Source organism: Arthrobacter sp. 10L424 (genome assembly GCF_056395325.1).
In genome coordinates this window covers 68,111-89,075 of sequence record NZ_JBFTJH010000001.1, presented here as the reverse complement: position 1 = coordinate 89,075, position 20,965 = coordinate 68,111, and the positions used below count along the sequence as shown (strand labels likewise).

Sequence of the window (20,965 nt, the reverse complement as noted above, 5' to 3'; positions counted from 1 at the left end):
CCGGCGGCCGTTAGGCGCGGCGAAGGTCGACGCCGAGATCCAGGTCGTCGATGCGGACAGGTACGGAGGACTCCAGCGAGCGGTTGCCGGCGATGCCCACAGACACTGAGCGGAGGCCGTCCAGGTAGCCGGACGGCCGGCCCAGCGGGTCCTCGCCCGGGCCGTTGAAGAGGTCTGACAGGAGGAGTTTGTCGCCGCCGCCGTGGCTGCCTGCGCCGTTGACGATCGGCACCTCGTACGCCGGCTCCCAGTGGCGCTGGACCACCAGGCGCTCGCCGTTGCGGCGGATGGCGTCCTCTTCCTCGACGGGGGTGGCCGAGGGGTCCACCACGGTCTTTTTGTCGGTACTGCTGAGGACGGCGGCGCGTTCCACCACTTCCAGTTCCGCCCGGCCTTCGGTGCCGTTGACGGCCACGCGGTAGCCCTCCCACGGGCTGTGCGCGTTCAGGGAGTAGCTCAGGCGCGGACCGTTCTGGTACTCGACCACGAGGGCAAGGTTGTCTTCGATGGTGATGCCGCCGGTGAAGACATCCTGGTCCCGGCGGTAGCCGTCGTGGTGCTCGTTGTCGAGGAAGAGGGCTTTGAGGCGCTCATCGTCACGGAGGTCCAGCGCAAACGGATCCTTGTCCCCGGTGGCGGGATAGCCGCCGTCGGGCGTTCCCCGCTCGGGGCGGGGGCCCAGTCCGCGCTCGGCCGCGTTGTGGTCGCCGTAGAACTTTAGCCCGCCGGAGGCAAAAACGCGCTCCGGGACGTCGCTGAGCCACCAGTTGACGAGGTCGAAGTGGTGGGATGCCTTGTGGATCAGCAGGCCGCCGGAGTTCTTCTTCTCGCGGTGCCAGCGGCGGAAGTAGTCCGCGCCGTGGACTGTGTCCAGGACCCAGTGGAAGTCGATGGAGGTGACCTTGCCGATCACGCCGCTCTGGATGATTTCCTTCAGGGCGCTGTTGCGCGGTGAGTAGCGGTAGTTGAACGTGACCACCACGTTGCGGCCGGTTTCCGAGACGGCCTTGGTGATGCGGCGGCAGCCCTCGGCGTCGATGGTGAGGGGTTTTTCGACGACGACGTCCGCCCCCGCCTCCAGTGACTCCACGATGTAGTCGGCGTGGGTGTAGTCCGGAGTGGTGACGACAACGCGGTCGATCCTGTTGGCATGGATGAAGGCGGTGAGATCGGCGGGGTCAAAGGAAGCTACCGGACCTGGGGCCCCCAGTTCCTGGATGAGTTTCTGGTAATACTCGACCCTGCCGGGGTTAACGTCCGAGAACGCCACCAGTTCTGCGGTGTCAGCGTGGTCGCCGAAGATGGCGCGGATGTACATCTCGGAGCGTCCGCCGGTGCCGATCAAAGCAATGCGTGACCGGGTGCGTGTGCCCGGCCCCGGAGCGGCTTCGGCTTCGTCGCCGGTCTGCGGAGCGGGTGTGAAGGCAGCGGTAGCAGAACTCGATTCGGCTGTGTTGACCATGAGGGTCCCTTTCGAAGGCGTCAAGACTCGGCCGGGCTGCGGCCGCTGGTGGTGCTCTGGAATGGCTTGGAGCTTGGAGCTGGCAACTGCGGTGCTGCGGATGTGCAGAAGATTTCGCTCGGCTGTCGAGAAAGCGTTTTCTCGCAGCCGCTACATGATTTCTATCAATAGACCCGCTGTCCCGTCAAGCCTTATGCTATTTGGAAGAAAGCGTTTTCTAGCGACGGCCCGGATCACTTGCGGCGCTGCCCACAACGCGGCCCGCCGGGAAATGGAAACCGGTTTCTGAGAGCGCTGTATGCTTTCCCTCGGGCGCCGGGTGATTATGGGGCCCGGACTGACGAAAGGCGGGCCCATGGCCAGGAAATCTGCCACTGGCAGGATCGGCATTGCGGACGTTGCCCTGAAAGCGGGTGTCTCGCACGCCACGGTTTCGCGCGTGATGAACGGAAACTTCACCGTGGACCCGGAGATCGCGACACGGGTGCGGGCGGCCGCCGTCGAACTTAAGTACCAGCCCAACCCGGTCGGCCGGAGCCTCGCACTGGGAAAGACGGACACCATCGGCATTGTGGTGCCGGACCTTGCCAACCCCACGTTCCAGGCTATTCTGCGCGGGTTGAGCAGGGCTGCGGCCGAGGATGGTTACCGGGTCCTGATCGCCGATTCGTTCGAGGTCCCCAGCGAGGAATCAATCCTGGCCGGCGAGGCCCGCCGCCGATGCGATGGACTGGTGCTCTGCGCCCCGCGCATGACTGATGCCGAGCTCGAAGAAATCGCACCCTCGCTGCACCCGCTGGTCCTGATCAACCGGACGACGGCTGCTGCCGGGGTTCCCAGCCTCGTGGTCGACTACGGGCAGGGAGTGCAGGACCTCGCCGAGTACCTGACGGGCCTTGGCCATACGCGCCTGGCCTTCCTCGCTGGCCCTGCAGGCAGTGCCTCCAACCGGCTCCGGCTCGAGGGCCTGGAGGCGTTCAGGGCCAGGCATCCTGAGGTGGAGGTCAGCATGCTCGACGGCGGATCGGACTTCGATACCGGCCATGAGGCCGTGGACGCAGTCCTGGACAGCGGCGCCACCGGCATCCTGGCCTTCAACGACCTTGTTGCCATGGGCCTGATGAGCGGACTTCATGAACGGAGCGTGAACGTTCCCGGCGACATTTCCGTCACCGGCTTCGATGACATCCCCTTCGCCCGCTACACCACGCCCACCCTGACCACCGCCGCCGTGCCTATCTCCGAACTGGGCGGCCAGGCCTGGCACCAGCTGCGGGCGCTGATCCGCAAGGAAGAGATCGAAACGCCGGACACCCGATACCAGCCACGCCTGGAAATCAGGGCCAGCAGCGGCCCCTCCCCCGCGAACCTCGCCCCCGCTACATGACATCTCGACGGCGGGTCAGGCCTTCGCGTCAGGCCTGACACCGGCTTCCCGGTAGTAACCCTCGATGTGGTCCGCCACCAGCTGGGCCGCGTGGCCGCCGTCGTGACTGGTGATGGCCGCCAGGATGCCCCGATGTTCCGCACGGAGCCGCGCAGCAGTGGCGTCCCAGTCCGGGAGGTTGCTGGTGAGCCGGCCGGCATAGTCCTGGATGGCTTCGCGCAGGGAGCCCATCATGGCGCTGACCACGGCGTTGCCCGCGGCATCCGCCAGGGCCAGGTGGAAGCGGACGTCCAGCGCCAGGAACTCCTCCGTCTCCGCGCAATTGTCCATCTGCTCCAGCAGCCGCGCCGCCTCGGCCAGCGCGGGCGATTCCGGGCGGGCCCGGGAAGCGGCCCAGGACTCCAGCAGTACGCGCGTCTCCACGATGTCCTTGACGGGCAGGTGCGAGGTGGCCACATGCAGCCGGAGTGCTGAACCCAGCGCCGCAGCCGGGTCGGCGATGACAACGGTCCCCGCATCCGGCCCCGACCCCACCCCGGCCCGGAGCACACCCATGGCCTCCAGGACGCGGATGGCTTCGCGGACGGAGGTGCGGGAGACCTGAAGCTGCTCGGCGAGCGAGCGCTCGGCCGGAAGCCGGCCCCCCAGGGTGAGCTGACCGCTGGAGAACTGGCCCTCGATCCACTGCAGGACAAGCTGGTGGGTACGCATGGGTTCATCCTACTTGATGTGGTCGGACCACACGCCTAGACTGTGGTTGGACCACACTCCCGGGGCGGCTTTGTCTTCTGGGGGTCCCGACACCAGGAACACGAGACCTGCCCGGAGGCAGCAATGACGCAGACGATCGAACCCGGCAATCCCGAGGCGCCCACCCGGGCCGACGACACCGGCGCGGGCCACCATTCCGCCGCGGCCACCCCGGGAAGCGTTCCGGCCGCCCTCAAGCGCCGCGTTCCGAAGTACTCGGACCTCGCCCCGCTGATGCAGTTCAAGAAGCCGGAGTTCAGCCGCGCGGCCAGACTGCGGCGTGCCAGCACCATCTGGGATCTCCGGGACATGGCGAAGCGCCGCACGCCCCAGGCTCCCTTCGACTACACCGACGGCGCCGCCGAAGCCGAAATCACGCTACGCCGGGCCCGCGAGGCCTTCCTGGACATCGAGTTCCGTCCCGGCATCCTGCGCGATGTGTCCCGGGTGGACCTCGGCACCGAGATCCTTGGCAAGCCGTCGCGGCTCCCGGTCGGCATTGCACCCACCGGCTTCACGCGGATGATGCAGTCCGAGGGTGAATACGCCGGGTCCCAGGCAGCCGCGGCCGCCGGCATCCCGTACACCCTCTCCACCATGGGCACGGCGTCCATCGAGGACGTGGCCGCCGCGGCGCCGGACGGCCGGAACTGGTTCCAGCTCTACCTGTGGACGGACCGAGACCGTTCGCTGGAACTGATCGAGCGCGCCGCCAGGGCCGGCAACGACACCCTCATGGTCACAGTGGACACCGCCGTCGCCGGGGCCCGGCTGCGCGACGTCCGGAACGGCATGACCATCCCCCCGGCGCTGACGATCAAGACCGTGCTGGACGCCTCGTACCGGCCCGCGTGGTGGTTCAACTTCCTCACCCACGAGCCGCTGACCTTCGCGTCGCTTTCCCGCTACACCGGGACCGTCGCGGACCTGATCAACTCGATGTTCGACCCCACCCTGACGTTCGATGACCTCGACTGGCTGCGTGAAACCTGGAAGGGCAAGCTCGTGGTCAAGGGCATCCAGACCGTCGAGGATGCCCGCCGGGTGGTGGACCACGGCGCCGACGGCGTTGTGCTCTCCAACCATGGCGGCCGCCAGTTGGACCGGGCCCCGATCCCGTTCCACCTGCTCCCGGACGTCTCGACGGCGCTCAAGGCCGACAACAGCGACGCGGCGGTCATCCTGGACACCGGCATCATGAGCGGCGCGGACATCATCGCCGCGCTGGCCCTTGGCGCCGACTTCACGCTGATTGGCCGCGCCTACCTCTACGGGCTGATGGCCGGCGGAAGGGCCGGCGTGGACCGGGCCATCGAGATCCTGGAAAAGGACATGCTCCGCACCATGGCCCTGCTGGGCGTCAGCCGGATCTCCGAGCTGACGCCGGACCACGTGCGGATCCTCAAGAAGTAGCGACGGATCGCGGCTCCCGGTTCCGCGAGTGTGCAGTTCGCGGCAGTGTCCGTCGACGACATTGCCGCGAACTGCCAACTCGGCGCGCACCGGGTGCGGGAAGGCCTAGATGAGCCCCTGGGCGAGCATCGCGTCGGCCACCTTCACGAAGCCGCCGATGTTCGCGCCCAGCACGTAGTTCCTGGGGTCCCCGTATTCTTCGGCCGTGGCGGCGCAGCGGTCATGGATTCCAACCATGATCTCCGTGAGCCGTTCCTCGGTGTGCGCGAAGGACCAGGAGTCGCGGCTGGCGTTCTGCTGCATTTCCAGCGCGGACGTTGCCACGCCTCCCGCGTTGGCGGCCTTGCCCGGGCCGAACAGGATGCCCGCTTCCTGGAAGACCGCGACGGCGTCACGGGTCGAGGGCATGTTGGCGCCCTCCCCCACCGCCAGCAGGCCGTTGCGGACCAGCCGGGCGGCGGCGGCGCCGTCGAGTTCGTTCTGCGTGGCGCACGGCAGTGCGACGGTGGCGTCGAGGTCCCAGACGGAGCCGCCGTCGACGTATGTGACGGCGGAACGCCGGGCTTCGTAGTCCTTGAGCCGACCGCGCTCGACCTCCTTGATCTGGCGCAGCAGGGCGACGTCGATCCCGGCCTCATCCACGATGTAGCCGGAGGAATCGGAGCAGGCCACGACGGTGGCGCCGAGGGTCTGGGCCTTGGCAATCGCGTTGATCGCGACGTTGCCGGAGCCGGAGACCACCACGCGCTGCCCGTCGAAGGAGAGGCCGCGGGTCTTGAGCATTTCCTCGGCAAAGATCACGGTGCCGTAGCCGGTGGCTTCGGGGCGCACCAGTGAGCCGCCCCAGGAGATGCCCTTGCCGGTGAGGACGCCGGATTCGTAGCGGTTGGTGATCCGCTTGTATTGTCCGAAGAGGTAGCCGATTTCGCGGCCGCCGACGCCGATGTCCCCGGCCGGGACGTCCGTGTACTCGCCGATGTGGCGGTACAGCTCGGTCATGAAGGACTGGCAGAAGCGCATGATTTCGGCGTCCGAGCGCCCGCGGGGGTCGAAGTCGGAGCCGCCCTTGCCGCCGCCGATCGGCATGCCGGTCAGGGCGTTCTTGAAGATCTGCTCGAAGCCGAGGAACTTCACGATGCCCAGGTTCACCGAGGGGTGGAACCGCAGGCCGCCCTTGAAGGGCCCCAGGGCCGAGTTGAACTCCACCCGGAAGCCCCGGTTGATCTGGAAGCGCCCGGCGTCGTCGACCCACGGGACCCGGAAGATGATCTGCCGTTCGGGCTCGCAGAGCCGTTCGAGGATGGCGCCTTCAAGGAACTCCGGGTGCCGGTCGTGCACCGGGCCGAGGCTTTCGAAGACCTCGGTGACGGCCTGGTGGAACTCCCCTTCGCCGGGATTCCGTGCCAGCACCGTGTCCCTGATGGCTTCAAGCCGTGCGTCCATTGCAACTCCTCAAACTTCAGCGCCCCTCGTCGGGCGCGACAAAACAAGCCTTTCCATGGTTGCACCGGGCCGGAAGCGATATCCATTCGGGCGCCGCTAATTGCCCCGTGTGACAGGAACGGGGTGACGGGGAACACAAACGGAACGGTTACTTCTTACGGCCGAACTTCGGCAGATTGGCCAGGAGGTCGGCCGCCTTGGTGGCGGCCCGGCCGACAGTACGGCCGATCTGCTGGGGCATTTTGTCCTCGCCTGCCGTGCCGACCGGGAGAACGACGGCGGGACTCAGCGGGCTGCCCGCGGCGCGCCCGGCGAGCGCCGCGGCGGGCTGTGGGGCAGGTTCGGGCGCGGACGTGGCGGCCTCGGCCAGGGTGTCCGGGACGGTCTGGAGCCGGTGGTCCGGCGTCCGGGCCGGTGACGGCGCAGCTGACATCGCCGGCGCCGGCGCCGCAGCGGAAGCGCCGACGTCGAACGTCTCCAGCCAACTGGCGATCCCGGCCAGCGGCTTGGGATTGAGCGTGTAGTAGCGCTTCTGGCCCTGGGCGCGCATGCTCACCAGGTCCGCTTCGCGGAGTACCTTGAGATGCTTGGAAATGGTGGGCTGGCTGGCCTCGAGCTCCTGGACCAGCTCCCCCACTGCTTTGTCCCCCTTGCGGAGGGACACCAGAATGTCACGCCGGGTTGCCTCAGCAATGACGGCAAATACGTCGTCTGTCACCATGCCCTCCACACTAGCGACATATACGCCGGATGGCATCCACCAATTGCCGCCGCCGCTGGTAACCGCCGGGCATTGCCCCGCACCGGGGGCGGTGCTAGAACGGACACACCGCCTGCCCGGCAGGTGAGGCCGCAGCCCACCGACCCAGAGGAGTGGACGACCGTGGGGGACTTCTTCCGGAAGCAGCTGTTCAACATCATCGCTGCCGTGTTCCTGGCCCTGTTCGTGATCGTCTGGGGCAACGTCCTGATTCAGGTCTGGGTGTTCGTCCCGGAGATACCGGGCACCCCGCCCCAGCTGAACGGCGCCGTCGTCTGCGCCGCAGGGGCGCTGTCCACCTCGCTGAGTTCGCTGACCGCCTCCGCCCTCGGTTTCACCATCGCCGAAGTGCGCCGGGAGGAGCAACGCAGCGGGGAGGCCGCGGGGAAGGCCCAGGCCGGTGTCTTCGACGCCGGGGGGATCACCACCAAGCTCTCCGGCCGGGTCATCACGGCATTGATGGTGTACCTCGCGATCGGGCTGCTGGTGCTTGGTGTGTGGCTGGTGAAGGGCACCGCCTCTTCCGACCTGATCGGGGCGTTCTCGCTCTCGCTGCTGGGCTGGATCATCGGCGCCGCCGGGGTGGTGTTCCAGACCGAGAAGCCCAGCCCCGAACCGTCCGCAGCGGGTTAACCGCAGCAGCCGGCTAGTCGAACCAGGGGTCCAGTCCGTAGAGCGGAAAGACTTCCTTGCGGGTGGCCATCACTGTCCGGTCCACTTCGTCGTTCGGATCGAAGCCGACTTCCCAGGAGCGCCACCAGAGGTCGACGTCGTCGCCCATCATTTCCGGTGCGTCCACTCCGTATTTTGACCCGTAGGTGTCCTTCACATAGCTTCGCCAGTCCTCCGGGACGGGTGTGCGGAGCGGGACAGGGCGCCCCGCGGCGATCGCGATCAGGTGACTCCACGACCTCGGCACCACGGTGACGACGTTGTAGCCCCCGCCGCCCGTGGAGATCCAGCGGTTGTCGCAGTACCGGGCCGCGAGATTGCCGATGGCGGTGGCGGCCTCCCGCTGGCCGTCGACGCTGATGTTGAGGTGCGTCAGCGGATCCAGCCGGTGGGAGTCGCAGCCGTGCTGGCTCACGATGACCTCCGGCTCGAATGCCCCCACGAGCTGCGGCACGACGGCGTGGAAGGCCCGGAGCCAGCCGCCGTCCCCGGTCCCGGCGGGCAGGGCCACGTTCACGGCGCTGCCCTGCGCGTTGGGCCCGCCGATCTCGTTGGCGTACCCGGTGCCCGGGAACAGGGTCAGCCCCGTCTCGTGCAGGGAAATGGTCAGCACGCGCGGATCGTCCCAGAAGATGCTCTGGGTTCCGTCGCCGTGATGGGCGTCGATGTCGATATACACCACGCGCTGCACACCGCCGTCGAGCAGCCGCTGGATGGCGAGGGCCGCGTCGTTGTAGATACAGAAACCGCTCGCGCGTTCTCGGGCCGCGTGGTGCATGCCCCCGCCGAAGTTCACCGCCCGGATGGCGGTGCCGTCCAGGATGGCGGCGGCGGCCAGGAGGGAGCCGCCGGCCAGCCGGGCACTGGCCTCGTGCATGCCGGCGAAAGCCGGGTCATCCTCGGTACCGAGCCCGCGCTCCAGGTCCGGGGTCCCCGGATCCGCGCTCACCCGCCGCACGGCGGCGACGAAGTCCGGGCTGTGGACCGTGCACAGCTCCGCGTCGCTGGCGACGTCCGGGGCCGAGACAGTAACGTGGTCCAGATCCAGCAGGCCGAGGCTTCCCGCCAGCCTGGCGGTGAGTTCCATCCGCTCCGGGGCCATCGGGTGGCCGTGGCCAAAGTTGTAGGCGGTCATGGCAGGGTCCCACACAACCGTCGTCGGCAGTGCGGCCTGTGTGAGCCCCGGCAGGTATGTCATCAATCACAGGCTACCCGAGCGCGGAACCCCGCTCCCCGGTCATTGCGCGGGGTTTAGTGGTTTACTACTGATGGAAACAGTTTCTAGCAAGGAAATGTCACACATGACGCAAAGCCAGTCGAGGTCCAAGAGCCCGGCCAGCTGGCACCCCGGCATTCCGGAGCGGGAGGGCCTGTGGATCTTCACAAGCCTTCGCGACTTCATCGACAACATCGCCAATACCTCCCCTGCCCGGCTGGCACTGACCGCGTTCGGCATGGTGATCCTGGTGTTCACCGCTTTGTTGTCCCTGCCGGTGTCCTCAGCCGCGGGTGAGTTCACCCCGCTGTACCAGTCCCTGTTCACCGCGGTTTCGGCGGTCTGCGTCACGGGCCTGACCGTGGTGTCCACGGCCGTGCACTGGTCCTTCTTCGGCCAACTCGTCATCCTGGTCGGCATTTTCGTGGGCGGCCTGGGCACCCTGACCCTGGCCTCGCTGCTGGCCCTCATGGTGAGCAAGAAGCTGGGTGTGCGCGGCAAGCTGATCGCACAGGAAGCCATGAACGCCGGCCGGCTCGGCGAAGTGGGCACCCTGCTGCGGATCGTCATTGTGACGTCCGTGGTCATCGAGGCAGCGCTGGCTCTGGCGCTGATCCCGCGGTTCCTGCTGCTGGGCGAAAGCTTCGGCCAGGCTGTCTGGCACGGGGTGTTCTACTCGATTTCCGCGTTCAACAACGCCGGCTTCACGCCGCACTCGGACGGCATCGTGCCCTACGAGACCGACTTGTGGATCCTGGTCCCGCTGATGCTGGGCGTCTTCCTGGGCAGCCTGGGGTTCCCGGTGGTGATGGTGCTGCAGCAGAACGGTCTGAACTGGAAGAAGTGGAACCTGCACACCAAGCTGACCATCCAGGTCTCGCTGATCCTGCTCGTGGGCGGGACCGTGCTGTGGGGGCTGATGGAATGGGAAAACGTGCGGACCATCGGCGAAATGACCGTGGCGGACAAGGTCATTCATTCACTCTTCGCGTCCGTGATGACCCGGTCCGGCGGCTTCAACCTGGTGGACCAGAACCAGATGGACTCCACCACCATGCTCCTGACCGACGCCCTGATGTTCGCCGGCGGCGGTTCGGCCTCGACGGCGGGCGGCATCAAGGTCACCACCATCGCGGTGATGTTCCTGGCTATCGCGGCCGAGGCCCGCGGCGACTCCGATGTGAAGGTCTACGGGCGCACCATCCCCGAAGGCACCATGCGGGTCGCCATCTCGGTCATCGTCGCCGGCGCCACGCTCGTCGCAGTGTCGGCCATGCTGCTGCTCCACATCAGCGGCGCGTCCCTGGACCGGGTGCTGTTTGAAACGATTTCCGCCTTCGCCACGGTGGGCCTCAGCACGAACCTGAGTGCCGAGCTGCCGCCGTCGGGCGTTTATGTCCTGAGCGCCCTGATGTTCGCCGGGCGCGTCGGCACCGTCACCCTCGCCGCCGCCCTGGCCCTGCGCCAGCGCAGCCAGCTGTACCACTACCCGGAAGAGAGACCCATCATTGGCTAGTTCCTCAGGCGCCGTCAACCGCCCCGCCCACAACGCCCCCGTGCTGGTGATCGGGCTGGGCCGCTTCGGCGCTTCCACCGCAGAGCAGTTGGTCAAGCAGGGCCGTGAGGTGCTCGCGATCGAACGGGACCGGAGCCTGGTCCAGAAGTGGTCCAGCGTCCTGACCCACGTGGTCGAGGCCGACGCCACCAACATCGATGCCCTCCGCCAGCTCGGCGCGCAGGAGTTCAGCTCCGCCGTCGTAGGTGTGGGCACGTCGATCGAGTCCTCGGTGCTGATTACGGTGAACCTCGTGGACCTCGGCATCGAGCACCTCTGGGTCAAAGCGATCACGCCCTCGCACGGCAAGATCCTGACCCGGATCGGCGCCAACCATGTGATCTACCCGGAGGCCGACGCCGGCGTCCGCGCCGCGCACCTGGTCTCCGGCCGGATGCTGGACTTCATCGAGTTCGACGACGACTTCGCGATCGTGAAGATGTATCCGCCCCGTGAAACCGTGGGCTTCACGCTGGACGAGTCCAAGGTGCGGTCCAAGTACGGCGTCACGATCGTGGGCGTGAAGTCCCCGGGCGAGGACTTCACCTACGCCCGGCCGGAGACGAAGGTATCCTCGCGGGACATGCTCATCGTTTCCGGGCACGTGGACCTGCTGGAGAGGTTCGCCGCCCGGCCGTAGCGCCGGTGGCGGCGGCCGTTACTAGGCGCTTCCGGGGGTGGAGGCGGTGGCGTCCGGGTCCGGGCCGGGGGCCAAGTTCCTCGTGGCCGGCCCCTGGATAACCGTGCCGTCAGTGCTGAAACGGGAGCCGTGGCAGGGGCAGTCCCAGGTCACGTCCGCCGGATTGAATTCGACGGTGCAGCCAAGGTGCGTGCAGATGGCCGAGACCGCCTGGACGTCCCCCGCGGGACTGACGTACACGGCAGTCTTAGCCCCTTTGACGTCCACCACTTTCCCCGCGCCCGGAGCGATCTCTTCCGGAGCTACTTCCGCCGGGGCAGCGCCGGCCGGGGGCATCCGCTCCGCCGGTCGCGACGGCGCCGCACGCAATGCTCCGCCGCTCCTGGTGCTGTCAAAAACCGCGGCCCACGGGTTAGCGGTGCCGCACAGCGTGTCCCGGAGGATCAAGGCAGCGGCCGTGCCGTTGGTGAGGCCCCATTTGCGGAGGCCGGTGATCACGTGGACATGCCGGAACTCCGGAGCCATGAGGCCCACGTAGGGCAGCCCATCGGCCGGCATGGCGTCCTGGGTGGACCAGCGGAAGGCGATCTCCCCGGCGCCCAGGCGGTCGCGGGCAAACGCCGCGAGCCGCCCGTACCGCTCGGCGGAGTCAACGTTTTCGGCAGCCGGGTGTCCTTCACCGCCGGCCAGCACGTAGCTGGTGCCCTCGACGTCGACGGTCAGGATGGAGCGCATCGGCTCATCGACGCTGACGAAGGTTGCATCCAGCGGGGGAACTGCGCTGTGTCCGGCGACGAGATACGAGCGGTGCGCGTAGCATCGCCCGGCGAAGTGTCCGTTGTCCCCGAAAGGCATGTTCGTTGCCACAATGATGTCCCGCGCCCGGACTGATCCCCGCTCCGTGTCCACCACGGCCGGAGAGCCGTCCCGGAAACCCGTGGCAGGCGACTCCTCAAAGACGAAGCTGCCGTCCCCGTCCACTGCCCGGGCCAGGCCCTGCACGTACCTGAGCGCGTGGATCTGTGCCTGCCCGTCGAAACGGACGGCGCCCCTGACCGCGAAGGGCAGCGGCACGTCATCCGTGAAGGATGCCGGCAGCCCGAGCCGTCCGGCCAGCGCCGCTTCCTCCCGGACCAGTGCAAGCGCGGACACGGATTCGGCGTAGGTGTAATTGGCCACCCGCCGGAAGCCGCAGTCGATTCCTTCCGCCGCCACGACGTCCGCAATGTGTTCAATTGCTGCCTCGTTGGCCTGCCCGTAGGTGGCGGCGGTGCCGACGCCGTGGCGGGCCGCAAGGTCCGTGTAGGCAAGCCGGTGCAGTGAGGTGACCTTGCCCGTCGTGTTTCCGGTGACGCCGGTGCCCACCCGCGCCGCCTCCAGCACGGCCACCGTCCGGCCCGCCCGTTTCAGGGCCAGGGCGGCAGTCAGGCCCGCGATGCCGCCGCCGATCACGGCAACATCCACGCCCAGGGATGCGGCAGCGTCCTCGTCCAGGGACGCGTAGGTGGCGGCTCCTCCGGTGGCAGTCCAGAGGGAAAGGAGTCGTCCTGCCGGCTGTTCCTTCACGGTCCCGACCTCCACACACTAGGTTCCTCCGCCGTCGGGCGCGTTCTTCCCGGCGTCGCTGGCTTTAGCTACCGCAGGATCAGGGACCGGCGGTCTTCGCCGCCTTCGCGGCGGCCTTGGCGGCCTGCTTGCTGGCGCGCACCTTGCTCAGCGACTCCGGATCCACAATGTCGGCGACGGACAGGAAGGCGTTCTCCTGCCCGTAGTGGCCGGCGGCCTCGCGCCAGCCTTCGGCTTGGAGTCCACACTGCTTTCCCAGCAGCGCCAGGAAGATCTTCGCTTTTTGTTCGCCGAATCCCGGCAGCGCCTTGAGCCGGCGCAGCACTTCCTGCCCGTCGGGGTCGCCCTGTGTCCAGATGGCAGCGGCGTCACCGTTCCAGTCGCCGTGCACCGTCTCGGCGAGGGCCTGGACGCGGCCGGCCATTGATCCGGGGAACCGGTGGACGGCCGGGCGTTCTTTGAACATCTCGACGAACGCCTGCGGATCGTAGCCGGCGATCGCTGCGGGGTCCATGGATCCGATGCGCGTCCGGATCTTTTCAGGACCGGCAAAGGCCGACTCCATGGTCACCTGCTGGTCAAGCAGCATGCCGGTGAGCAGGGCGAACGCGTCGTCGCCGAGTAGTTTGTCCGCCGCGGGATCCCCTGTGATGTGCAGTTCCATGGGTCCCATCCTGCCATCCGGTCCGGTCTGCGTCATGCCTTCGCCCGGGTTGGGCTAGCCGAGCTGTTTGGTGATCTCCGCGGCCCTCGCTGCGGCGGCGCTGGCACCACCGGCAATGATCGCGGGGAGGCCGCGCTCATCGAAGGTGGCGATGGCGCGTTCAGTGGTGCCGTTGGGGCTGGTGACGGCCTTACGCAACGCCGTCGGATCAGCGCCCGGCTCAGCCAGCATGAAGCCGGCTCCGGCGACGGTTTCACGCGCAATCAGCAGGGACAGGTCACGGTCGAGTCCCAGTTCGACGCCGGCGTCGGCCATGGCTTCGGCCAGGTAGAACGCGTACGCCGGGCCGGAGCCGCTGATCGCGGACAGTGCGTCGACCTGGTGCTCGGGGATTTCGACGACGGTGCCCGCGGCAGCGAGGACGTCCTTGGCCAGCTGGAGCTGCGCGGCGGAGCAGTGCGTCCCCGGGGACACGGATACGACGCCGCGGCCCAGCTTCGCGGGGGTGTTCGGCATGGTCCGGATCACCGGCTGGCCGGCCGGCAGCGCGGCTTCCAGCTGCTCCAGCGACACAGCTGCGGCGACGCTGATGACGATCGCGTCCGGTGCCAGCGAATCGCCGATCTCACGTGCCAGATCCGCTATGCCCACGGGCTTGACGCCCAGGATCACGACGCCGGCGCCGGTGGCCGCCTGTTTGTTGTTCTCCGGCTCTTCCTCGCCGGCGATCGCCGTGATGCCGTGATGCCGTTTGGCGAGTTCGTCGGCGCGTTCTGCGCGGCGGACCGTGGCGACGATGTCCGCCGGGTCGGCGCCGCCCGCGATCAGGCCGCCCATAATGGCCTCGTTCATTGATCCACAGCCCAGGAATGCGATTCGGTTGCTCATCCCCCCATCATTGCAGTCCGCCCCGATTCACAGCCAGCTCACATCCTCGGGTCAGGGTCTTCACAAACTCCGTGGCTAACGTAGTAGTTACCTCATTGAGGGTGCGAGTGATGCGGCAGGCATGCGGATGTCTGCCCGGCACCGGTGGTCTGCAGCGGGTTTCCCCCCATTTTCCCGCAGCGGACGGCCGGTGCCTTCGTCGTTAAACGGCCGGTCCCGGCCCGAGGTCCCGCAGGCGGGCTTCCAGGAAATTCCGGTCGGCAGCATTTCGGACCAGCTCCAGCGCGGCGCGGTACGCCGCGCCGGCCTCGGCCCGGCGGCCCAGCCGGACCAGCAAATCGGCACGCACGGCGTGGAACAGGCTGTAGCTGTCGAGCCCGAGAGCGTCGACGAGGAGCAGCGCAGGTTCGGGACCCTCGACCTCGGCAAGCGCCACCGCCCGGTTGAGGGCCACGACGGGTCCGGGCGCGGCGTCGGTGAGCTGGTCATAGAGCCAGAGGATCTGCCGCCAGTCTGTTGCCGCGGCGTCGTTCGCGTCGCTGTGGACGGCGTTGATCGCGGCCTGTAGCTGGTACGGTCCCGGCTGGTTCCGCCGCAGGCATTGACGCACCAGCTCCTGCCCTTCGGCGATCAGGGTCCGGTCCCACAGCCGCCGGTCCTGGTCGGCCAGGAGGACCACGCCGCCGCCGGCTTCCCGCGCGGCGCGTCGTGATTCGGTCAGCAGCATCAGGGCCAGCAGTCCCTTGGCTTCGGGTTCGTCCGGCATCAGCGCGACGAGCAGGCGGCCCAGCCGGACCGCTTCGCGGCAGAGGTCCTCGCGGATCGGCGGGCCGCCGGAGCTGGAACTGTAGCCCTCGTTGAAGATGAGGTACACCACGGCCAGCACCGGTTGCAGCCGTCCCGGAAGTTCCGCCCCGCGCGGCACTTTGTACGGGATCCTGGCATCCCGGATCTTGGCTTTGGCCCGGACAAGGCGCTGGGCCATGGTGGATTCCGGCACCAGGAAGGCATGGGCGATTTCCGCCGTCGTGAGTCCGCCCAGCAGCCGCAGGGTCAGTGCCACCTGGACGTTTGTGGCCAGGGCCGGGTGGCAGCAGGTGAATATCAGCAGCAGCCTGTCGTCATCCACCGTGCCCTCCCTCGTGAGTTCAGTGATCACGATTTCCTCGGGTGTCGGCACTGCCGGCGAGCGGGCCGCCTGCAACTGCGCGGCGTTGCGCTGTTTGTCCCCGCGTCCGGCTTCCCGGCGCAGCCGGTCGACGGCCCGGTTCCGGGCCGTGGTGATGATCCAGCCTGCCGGGCTTGGCGGGATGCCCGATGACGGCCAGTGCCGGACGGCGAGCGTGAAGGCATCTTGGACGGCGTCCTCGGCGGCATCGATGTCCCCGAGGACGCGGGTCAGGACTGCCACCGCGCGCCCGTATTCCTGCCGGAAGACACTGGCGATGTCCGTCTCCGGTGTCCCGCCGGGTTCCGGCGTCGGTACTCGTGGCATGGTTGCGCGAACCGTTCCCGGGTGCCTAGTGCTGGACGGGTCGCACTTCGATGGGGAGGGTGGTGGCGCGGGCAAGCTTGCCGGCCCACCCGAGGGCGGCGTCGAGGTCGGATGCTTCGATGACGGTGAATCCTCCGAGGTGCTCCTTCGCTTCGGCGAAGGGACCGTCGGTGATGAGCACCTCGGTGCCTTGCTGCCGCACGACAGTGGAGGACCCTGCGGGGTGCAGGCCGGCCGCGAACACCCAGGCACCGGCGGCCTTCATTTCGCGGTTCAGGGCCTCGAGGTCCCGCATGATGGGCTCCAGGATTTCCGGGGCCGGTGCGGGACCGACGGGCTGGTAAACGCTGAGCAGGTACTGTGCCATGGTTGTGCCCTCCTTGACGATTGGACCGGCTCCGTACCGGCCTCTCACCTTCTAGACGAACGGCGGGCGTCCGGATCGACACGCCACCCGGGGCGACCCGGCAGCCGGCGGCCTTTACCTGGCGTCGGCCGGTGCGGCCTGCGCTGGTTCCGCCTCGTCTCCGTCGGGCGACTGCAGCACAGGAGGGTGGCCGGTCCCGGTCACGTGGGGCGCGGGCCCCAGCGGCCCTTCGAAGACCAGCTGGTCCAGCCGGCGGAGGATCAGTCCCTCGCGGAGCGCCCAGGGGCAGATCTCCATGCTGGGGAACTCGAACATTTCGAGCGCGGCCTCGGCCACGAGAGCACCGGCCAGCAGTTGGGGAGCGCGGGCTTCGGAGACCCCCGGCAGGTTGAGCCGGTCCTCCACCTCCATGGCCGAGATGCGCTGCGCCCAGAGACCCAGATCCGTCGAGAACAGTTCCCTTTTGACGTAGGGGCCGGCGGCGCTGGGCGCGGCCCCTGCGATGCGGGCCAGCGAGCGGAAGGTCTTGGAGGTGCCTGCCACGTGGTTCGCCTTGCCCAGCTTCTCAAAATCACGGACGACCGGCTTGAGCGTGGTCCGGATGTAGCGGCGGAGTTCCTTGACGCTCTTGGCCGACGGCGGGTCCTCCTGGAGCCAGTCCCGGGTGAGCCGGCTCGCCCCGAGCGGTACTGACGTCGCCAGTTCAGGGAGTTCGTCCTCCCCGTAGGCCATTTCGAAGGAGCCGCCGCCGATGTCCAGGTTCAGGATGGGACCGGCGCCCCACCCGTACCAGCGGCGGACGGCGAAGAACGTCATCGAGGCCTCTTCGCTGCCGGTCAGTTCCTGGAGCGTCACAGTGGTCTCATGCTTGACCCGGGCCAGCACGGCAGGACCGTTGGTGGCCTCGCGGATCGCGGAGGTACAAAACGCCAGCAGGTCCTCGGCTTTGTGCTTGGCCGCGAATTCCCACGCTTCGAGGACGAACTCGATCAGCTCATGCTGGCCGTCGTCGTTGATGCTGCCGTCGCTCTCGAGGAACTGCACGAGGGACAGCGGGCGTTTGTGTGAGGCGAACGGCACAGGGCGCGCGCCGGGATGGGCGTCCACGAGCAGCAGGTGGACAGTGTTTGATCCGATATCAAGGACGCCAAGACGCATAGTGCCATTATTCCCCCGGGGACGCGGCCCGCCTAACGGGGCCGCGTCCGGAGGGCCCGGTTAGGCCTGGCCGTCCTGGGAGGCATCATCCGGCTCCTCGGCGGGCTTGAAGTCGCGGCGGATGTTCGCCACGCCTTCCGGATCGATCTCGAAGCCGAAGGCGGCACCGGGATTGATGACCATGCCGAGATCGTCCCCGAGGTTGCCGAGGATCGCGGCGCCCTGGGTGCCGAGCACGTTGGGCGCGGCTTCCAGGTACTGCTCGGCGACGCGGCTCGGGTGGGAGAACACGGCCAGGACGGGATTCCCGGAGGAGTTGGCCAGCACCAGCGGCTCGACCTGGGCATCGGCCTCCTCGAGTGCATCGGAACTGACAATGTAGACCTCGTTGTTGAGGAACGCGAGGATGACGTCAACGGGGTTGGCGTCCGGCTGCTCCCCCACGGCAAGCTTCTCTTCGAGGTCGTTCAGCGGCTGGAGGTCCAAGTGGGCGGGCTGTTCAGTCATGCCTCTACTCGATCACGTTGCGCCCGGGTCCGCAAACGCGAAATCGCCGGAAACCCGCGAAGTCGCCGGAAGCTTCCGGCGACTTCGCACGTTTCCGGCGACCTCGGTGGGGCAGTCCTACTTCTTGGCGGCAGCCTTGCGGGCCGGGGCCTTGCGGGCCGTCGTCGTGCGCTTGACCGGACCCTTGGCGCGCTTCTCGGCGAGGAGTTCGACGGCCTGTTCCCGGGTCAGCTCCTCCAGCGCGGTGGAGCGCGGCACGGTGATGTTGGTGACGCCGTCGGTGATGTACGGACCGAACCGGCCTTCCTTCACCACGATGTTCTTCTCCGAGACCGGGTCGGGGCCGAATTCCGCCAGCGGCGGGACGGCGGCGCGGGCGCCGCGCTGCTTCGGCTGGGAGTAGATCTCCAGCGCCTGCTCAAGCGTGATCGTGAAGATTTCCTCTTCCGACCCGATGGACCGCGAGTCCGTGCCCTTCTTCAGGTACGGGCCGAAGCGGCCGTTCTGCACCGTGATCGGATTGCCCTCGGCGTCCTGGCCGAGCACCCGGGGCAGGCTCATGAGCTGCAGGGCCTCGTCCAGGGTGATGGTGTCCACGGCCATCGATGCGAACAGGGACCCGGTGCGGGGCTTGGCCTTCACGGGCTTCTTCGGCGGTTTGGGCTTGCCGTTCTTGTAGTACTCCACCGGCTGGCTGGCGAGCTGTTCCTCGGTCATCTCCGGGATGATCTCGGTGACGTAGGCGCCGTAGCGGCCGTTCTTGGCGACGACGGTGTGTCCGGTGTGCGGGTCCGCACCGAGCGCGCGCTCTTCGGGCGCGGCGGTTTCCATCAGCTCAATGGCTTTGGCCGCGGTGAGCTCGTCCGGGGCCAGGTCCTCGGGGACGTTGGCGCGGGCGGCCTCCACCACTTCGCCGGTCTTCGGATCGACGGTCGGGATGGAGCTCTCCAGGTACGGGCCGAACTTCCCGACCCGCAGCGTGATGCCGTCGGTGATGGGAATCGAGTTGATTTCGCGGGCGTCGATCTCGCCTAGGTTGTTGACGATGCTCAGCAGTCCGGGATTGGAATCCTCGCCGAAGTAGAAGTGCTTCAGCCAGGCGGGCCCGGCCGCCTGGCCGTTGGCGATCTTGTCCAGGTCCGCTTCCATGTCGGCCGTGAACTCGTAGTCCACGTAATCATGGAAGTGCTGTTCCAGCAGCCGGATCACGGAGAATGCGATCCAGCTCGGGACGAGCGCCGAACCCTGCTTCCGGACGTAGCCCCGGTCCTGGATGGTGGAGATGGTGGACGCGTAGGTGGACGGGCGTCCGATGCCCTTCTTTTCCAGCTCGGCGGTCAGTGACGCTTCCGTGAAGCGCGGCGGCGGGGAGGTCTCGTGCCCGACGGCGACAATTTCCGACGCGGTGAGTGCGTCGTCCTTGGCCACGTTGGGCAGCCGGCGTGCTTCTTCGGAGTCCTCATCCCCGCGGCTTTCGTCCTTGCCTTCTTCGTAGGCGGCGAGGAAGCCGGGGAACGTGATGACGGTGCCGGAGGCCGAGAATTCGGCGTCGCGGCGGTCGGTAGCAATAGCGCCGAGGCGGATGGTGGCGGTGGAGCCCTTGGCATCGGCCATCTGCGAGGCGACGGTGCGCTTCCAGATCAGTTCGTAGAGGCGGAACTCGTCGCCGGAGAGCTGCTTGGCCACCTGGGCCGGCGTGCGGAAGGAGTCACCGGCGGGACGGATGGCCTCGTGGGCCTCCTGCGCGTTGGCTGCCTTGCCGCTGTAGACGCGCGGGGACGCGGGGACGTACTCCGGGCCGTACAGCTCGGAGGCCTGGCGCCGCGCGGCCGTGACGGCCTCGTTGCTCAGCGCGGAGGAGTCCGTACGCATATAGGTGATGTAGCCGTTTTCGTACAGTCGCTGGGCCACCTGCATGGTGCTCTTCGAGGAGAAGCGCAGCTTGCGGCCAGCCTCCTGCTGCAGCGTCGAGGTGGTGAACGGCGCGGCCGGGCGGCGGGTGTACGGCTTGGTGTCGACGGAGCGGACGCGGAAATCGGCGTCCTGCAGGCCGGCGGCAAGCGAGGTGGCGAGTTCCTCGTTGAGGTGCACAGCGTTGCGGGAGGTCAGCTCGCCGTTGTCGTTGAAGTCGCGGCCGCTGGCGACCTTGGCGCCGTCGACCATGGCCAGCTTCGCTTTGAAGGAGCCGGACCCGGCGCCGAACTGGCCCGTCAGGTCCCAGTAGGAGGCCGCTTTGAAGGCCATCCGCTCACGTTCGCGGTCCACCACCATGCGGGTCACAACGGACTGCACGCGCCCGGCCGAGAGGCCGCGGGCCACCTTGCGCCACAGCACCGGGGAGATCTCGTAGCCGTAGAGGCGGTCCAGCACGCGGCGGGTTTCCTGCGCGTCCACCAGGTCCTGGTCGACGTCGCGCAGGTTGTCCATGGCGCGGTGGATGGCTTCCTTGGTGATTTCACCGAAGGTCATCCGGTAGACCGGCACCTTGGGCTTGAGCACTTCCAGCAGGTGCCACGCGATGGCCTCGCCCTCGCGGTCCCCATCGGTTGCGAGATAGACAGCGTCGGCGTCTTTGAGCTGGGCCTTGAGTTCGGCGACCTTCTTCTTCTTGTCCGGGGACACCACGTAGTACGGCTTGAAGTCGTTATCAATGTCGACGGCGAACTTGCCCACCGAGGTCTTCTTCAGATCCGCCGGCAGCTCCGAAGGCTGCGGAAGGTCGCGGATGTGACCAATGGAGGCCTCAACAATGAAGCCCTCGCCGAGGTACTTGGCGATGGTCTTGCTCTTGGCGGGAGACTCCACAATCACGAGTTTCTTACCGGTTTTGGCCTTGCTTGGCACGGTGCTCCTACAGAAAAAGGTTTCTCGGGCAGATGCGCCCATACCCGCCTAGTTCACCATATTTTGCCGATTCCCGCGCATCCAGCCTGTAATCACGGGCCTCCGGACACGGCTCCCGGACGTAATGTGCCCTGCGCCTCTCCCCCATCTGCCGGGCGCGGCCACCGCAGCCGGGACG

General features: G+C 67.7%; 18 protein-coding genes. 5 read left to right on the top strand and 13 right to left on the bottom strand.

Going from position 1 to position 20,965, the window contains the following annotated elements:
* Positions 1–10: 10 nt before the first annotated feature.
* Positions 11–1,462 carry a Gfo/Idh/MocA family protein gene (locus AC1DC5_RS00425; RefSeq protein WP_476863826.1) on the bottom strand — a complete coding sequence of 484 codons (1,452 nt, stop codon included), beginning with the start codon at positions 1,460–1,462 and terminating at the stop codon, positions 11–13.
* Between the two features lie 355 nt (positions 1,463–1,817).
* Between AC1DC5_RS00425 and AC1DC5_RS00420 the strand changes: the two genes are divergently transcribed.
* Positions 1,818–2,849 carry a LacI family DNA-binding transcriptional regulator gene (locus tag AC1DC5_RS00420; RefSeq protein WP_441406404.1) on the top strand — a complete coding sequence of 344 codons (1,032 nt, stop codon included), beginning with the start codon at positions 1,818–1,820 and terminating at the stop codon, positions 2,847–2,849.
* 15 nt (positions 2,850–2,864) lie between these two features.
* Here the strand turns inward: AC1DC5_RS00420 and AC1DC5_RS00415 are convergent, their stop codons facing one another.
* On the bottom strand, positions 2,865–3,560 hold the full coding sequence (locus AC1DC5_RS00415) for a FadR/GntR family transcriptional regulator (protein WP_476863825.1): 696 nt from the start codon (positions 3,558–3,560) through the stop codon (positions 2,865–2,867).
* 123 nt (positions 3,561–3,683) lie between these two features.
* On the opposite strand from AC1DC5_RS00415, the gene AC1DC5_RS00410 reads away from it, so the two are divergent.
* Positions 3,684–5,012: an alpha-hydroxy acid oxidase gene (locus tag AC1DC5_RS00410; RefSeq protein WP_476863824.1), complete on the top strand. Its 1,329-nt coding sequence runs from the start codon at positions 3,684–3,686 to the stop codon at positions 5,010–5,012.
* Between the two features lie 105 nt (positions 5,013–5,117).
* Here the strand turns inward: AC1DC5_RS00410 and gdhA are convergent, their stop codons facing one another.
* Together gdhA and AC1DC5_RS00400 are read right to left on the bottom strand one after the other, a co-directional pair.
* Entirely contained in the window at positions 5,118–6,455 is a 1,338-nt protein-coding gene (gene gdhA / locus AC1DC5_RS00405) for an NADP-specific glutamate dehydrogenase (RefSeq protein WP_476863823.1), read from the bottom strand.
* A gap of 148 nt (positions 6,456–6,603) precedes the next feature.
* On the bottom strand, positions 6,604–7,176 hold the full coding sequence (locus AC1DC5_RS00400) for an ArsR/SmtB family transcription factor (protein ID WP_476863822.1): 573 nt from the start codon (positions 7,174–7,176) through the stop codon (positions 6,604–6,606).
* Between the two features lie 162 nt (positions 7,177–7,338).
* Here AC1DC5_RS00400 and AC1DC5_RS00395 point away from each other — a divergent pair, with 162 nt between their 5' ends.
* A complete protein-coding gene (locus AC1DC5_RS00395; protein WP_441406409.1) occupies positions 7,339–7,848 on the top strand; it encodes a hypothetical protein in 510 nt (169 codons plus the stop codon).
* A gap of 13 nt (positions 7,849–7,861) precedes the next feature.
* On the opposite strand, the gene AC1DC5_RS00390 is transcribed toward AC1DC5_RS00395, so the two are convergent.
* The gene (locus AC1DC5_RS00390) at positions 7,862–9,085 is read right to left on the bottom strand and encodes an acetoin utilization protein AcuC (protein ID WP_476863821.1); all 1,224 of its coding nucleotides are present in this window, start codon (positions 9,083–9,085) and stop codon (positions 7,862–7,864) included.
* Between the two features lie 103 nt (positions 9,086–9,188).
* Between AC1DC5_RS00390 and AC1DC5_RS00385 the strand changes: the two genes are divergently transcribed.
* Positions 9,189–10,619, top strand: coding sequence for a TrkH family potassium uptake protein (locus AC1DC5_RS00385; RefSeq protein ID WP_441406411.1), 1,431 nt, complete (start codon positions 9,189–9,191; stop codon positions 10,617–10,619).
* 40 nt (positions 10,620–10,659) lie between these two features.
* Positions 10,660–11,298, top strand: coding sequence for a potassium channel family protein (locus AC1DC5_RS00380; protein ID WP_175558467.1), 639 nt, complete (start codon positions 10,660–10,662; stop codon positions 11,296–11,298).
* A gap of 21 nt (positions 11,299–11,319) precedes the next feature.
* Here AC1DC5_RS00380 and AC1DC5_RS00375 read toward each other — a convergent pair whose 3' ends face one another.
* The 8 genes from AC1DC5_RS00375 to topA all read right to left on the bottom strand — a co-directional run bounded on the left by AC1DC5_RS00375 (position 11,320) and on the right by topA (position 20,787).
* A complete protein-coding gene (locus AC1DC5_RS00375; RefSeq protein ID WP_476863820.1) occupies positions 11,320–12,864 on the bottom strand; it encodes an FAD-dependent oxidoreductase in 1,545 nt (514 codons plus the stop codon).
* Between the two features lie 79 nt (positions 12,865–12,943).
* On the bottom strand, positions 12,944–13,537 hold the full coding sequence (locus tag AC1DC5_RS00370) for an HhH-GPD-type base excision DNA repair protein (RefSeq protein ID WP_441406479.1): 594 nt from the start codon (positions 13,535–13,537) through the stop codon (positions 12,944–12,946).
* A gap of 45 nt (positions 13,538–13,582) precedes the next feature.
* Positions 13,583–14,416, bottom strand: a complete 834-nt coding sequence (gene proC, locus AC1DC5_RS00365; protein WP_476863819.1) for a pyrroline-5-carboxylate reductase — start codon at positions 14,414–14,416, stop codon at positions 13,583–13,585.
* A gap of 202 nt (positions 14,417–14,618) precedes the next feature.
* Positions 14,619–15,911: an RNA polymerase sigma factor gene (locus AC1DC5_RS00360; protein ID WP_476863818.1), complete on the bottom strand. Its 1,293-nt coding sequence runs from the start codon at positions 15,909–15,911 to the stop codon at positions 14,619–14,621.
* A gap of 25 nt (positions 15,912–15,936) precedes the next feature.
* Positions 15,937–16,278, bottom strand: coding sequence for a YciI family protein (locus AC1DC5_RS00355; protein ID WP_476863817.1), 342 nt, complete (start codon positions 16,276–16,278; stop codon positions 15,937–15,939).
* 114 nt (positions 16,279–16,392) lie between these two features.
* Positions 16,393–17,436, bottom strand: coding sequence for a Ppx/GppA phosphatase family protein (locus tag AC1DC5_RS00350; protein ID WP_476863816.1), 1,044 nt, complete (start codon positions 17,434–17,436; stop codon positions 16,393–16,395).
* Positions 17,437–17,496: 60 nt separating this feature from the next.
* Positions 17,497–17,943 carry an SseB family protein gene (locus AC1DC5_RS00345; protein WP_476863815.1) on the bottom strand — a complete coding sequence of 149 codons (447 nt, stop codon included), beginning with the start codon at positions 17,941–17,943 and terminating at the stop codon, positions 17,497–17,499.
* Positions 17,944–18,060: 117 nt separating this feature from the next.
* Entirely contained in the window at positions 18,061–20,787 is a 2,727-nt protein-coding gene (gene topA / locus AC1DC5_RS00340; protein ID WP_476863814.1) for a type I DNA topoisomerase, read from the bottom strand.
* Positions 20,788–20,965: the final 178 nt, after the last annotated feature.

Coding starts and splice junctions, on each gene's coding strand:
- AC1DC5_RS00425 (WP_476863826.1), bottom strand. CDS start 1,462: ATGGTCAACACAGCCGAATCGAGTTCTGCTACCGCTGCCTTCACACCC.
- AC1DC5_RS00420 (WP_441406404.1), top strand. CDS start 1,818: ATGGCCAGGAAATCTGCCACTGGCAGGATCGGCATTGCGGACGTTGCC.
- AC1DC5_RS00415 (WP_476863825.1), bottom strand. CDS start 3,560: ATGCGTACCCACCAGCTTGTCCTGCAGTGGATCGAGGGCCAGTTCTCC.
- AC1DC5_RS00410 (WP_476863824.1), top strand. CDS start 3,684: ATGACGCAGACGATCGAACCCGGCAATCCCGAGGCGCCCACCCGGGCC.
- gdhA (WP_476863823.1), bottom strand. CDS start 6,455: ATGGACGCACGGCTTGAAGCCATCAGGGACACGGTGCTGGCACGGAAT.
- AC1DC5_RS00400 (WP_476863822.1), bottom strand. CDS start 7,176: ATGGTGACAGACGACGTATTTGCCGTCATTGCTGAGGCAACCCGGCGT.
- AC1DC5_RS00390 (WP_476863821.1), bottom strand. CDS start 9,085: ATGACATACCTGCCGGGGCTCACACAGGCCGCACTGCCGACGACGGTT.
- AC1DC5_RS00385 (WP_441406411.1), top strand. CDS start 9,189: ATGACGCAAAGCCAGTCGAGGTCCAAGAGCCCGGCCAGCTGGCACCCC.
- AC1DC5_RS00370 (WP_441406479.1), bottom strand. CDS start 13,537: ATGGGACCCATGGAACTGCACATCACAGGGGATCCCGCGGCGGACAAA.
- proC (WP_476863819.1), bottom strand. CDS start 14,416: ATGAGCAACCGAATCGCATTCCTGGGCTGTGGATCAATGAACGAGGCC.
- AC1DC5_RS00360 (WP_476863818.1), bottom strand. CDS start 15,911: ATGCCACGAGTACCGACGCCGGAACCCGGCGGGACACCGGAGACGGAC.
- AC1DC5_RS00355 (WP_476863817.1), bottom strand. CDS start 16,278: ATGGCACAGTACCTGCTCAGCGTTTACCAGCCCGTCGGTCCCGCACCG.
- AC1DC5_RS00350 (WP_476863816.1), bottom strand. CDS start 17,436: ATGCGTCTTGGCGTCCTTGATATCGGATCAAACACTGTCCACCTGCTG.
- AC1DC5_RS00345 (WP_476863815.1), bottom strand. CDS start 17,943: ATGACTGAACAGCCCGCCCACTTGGACCTCCAGCCGCTGAACGACCTC.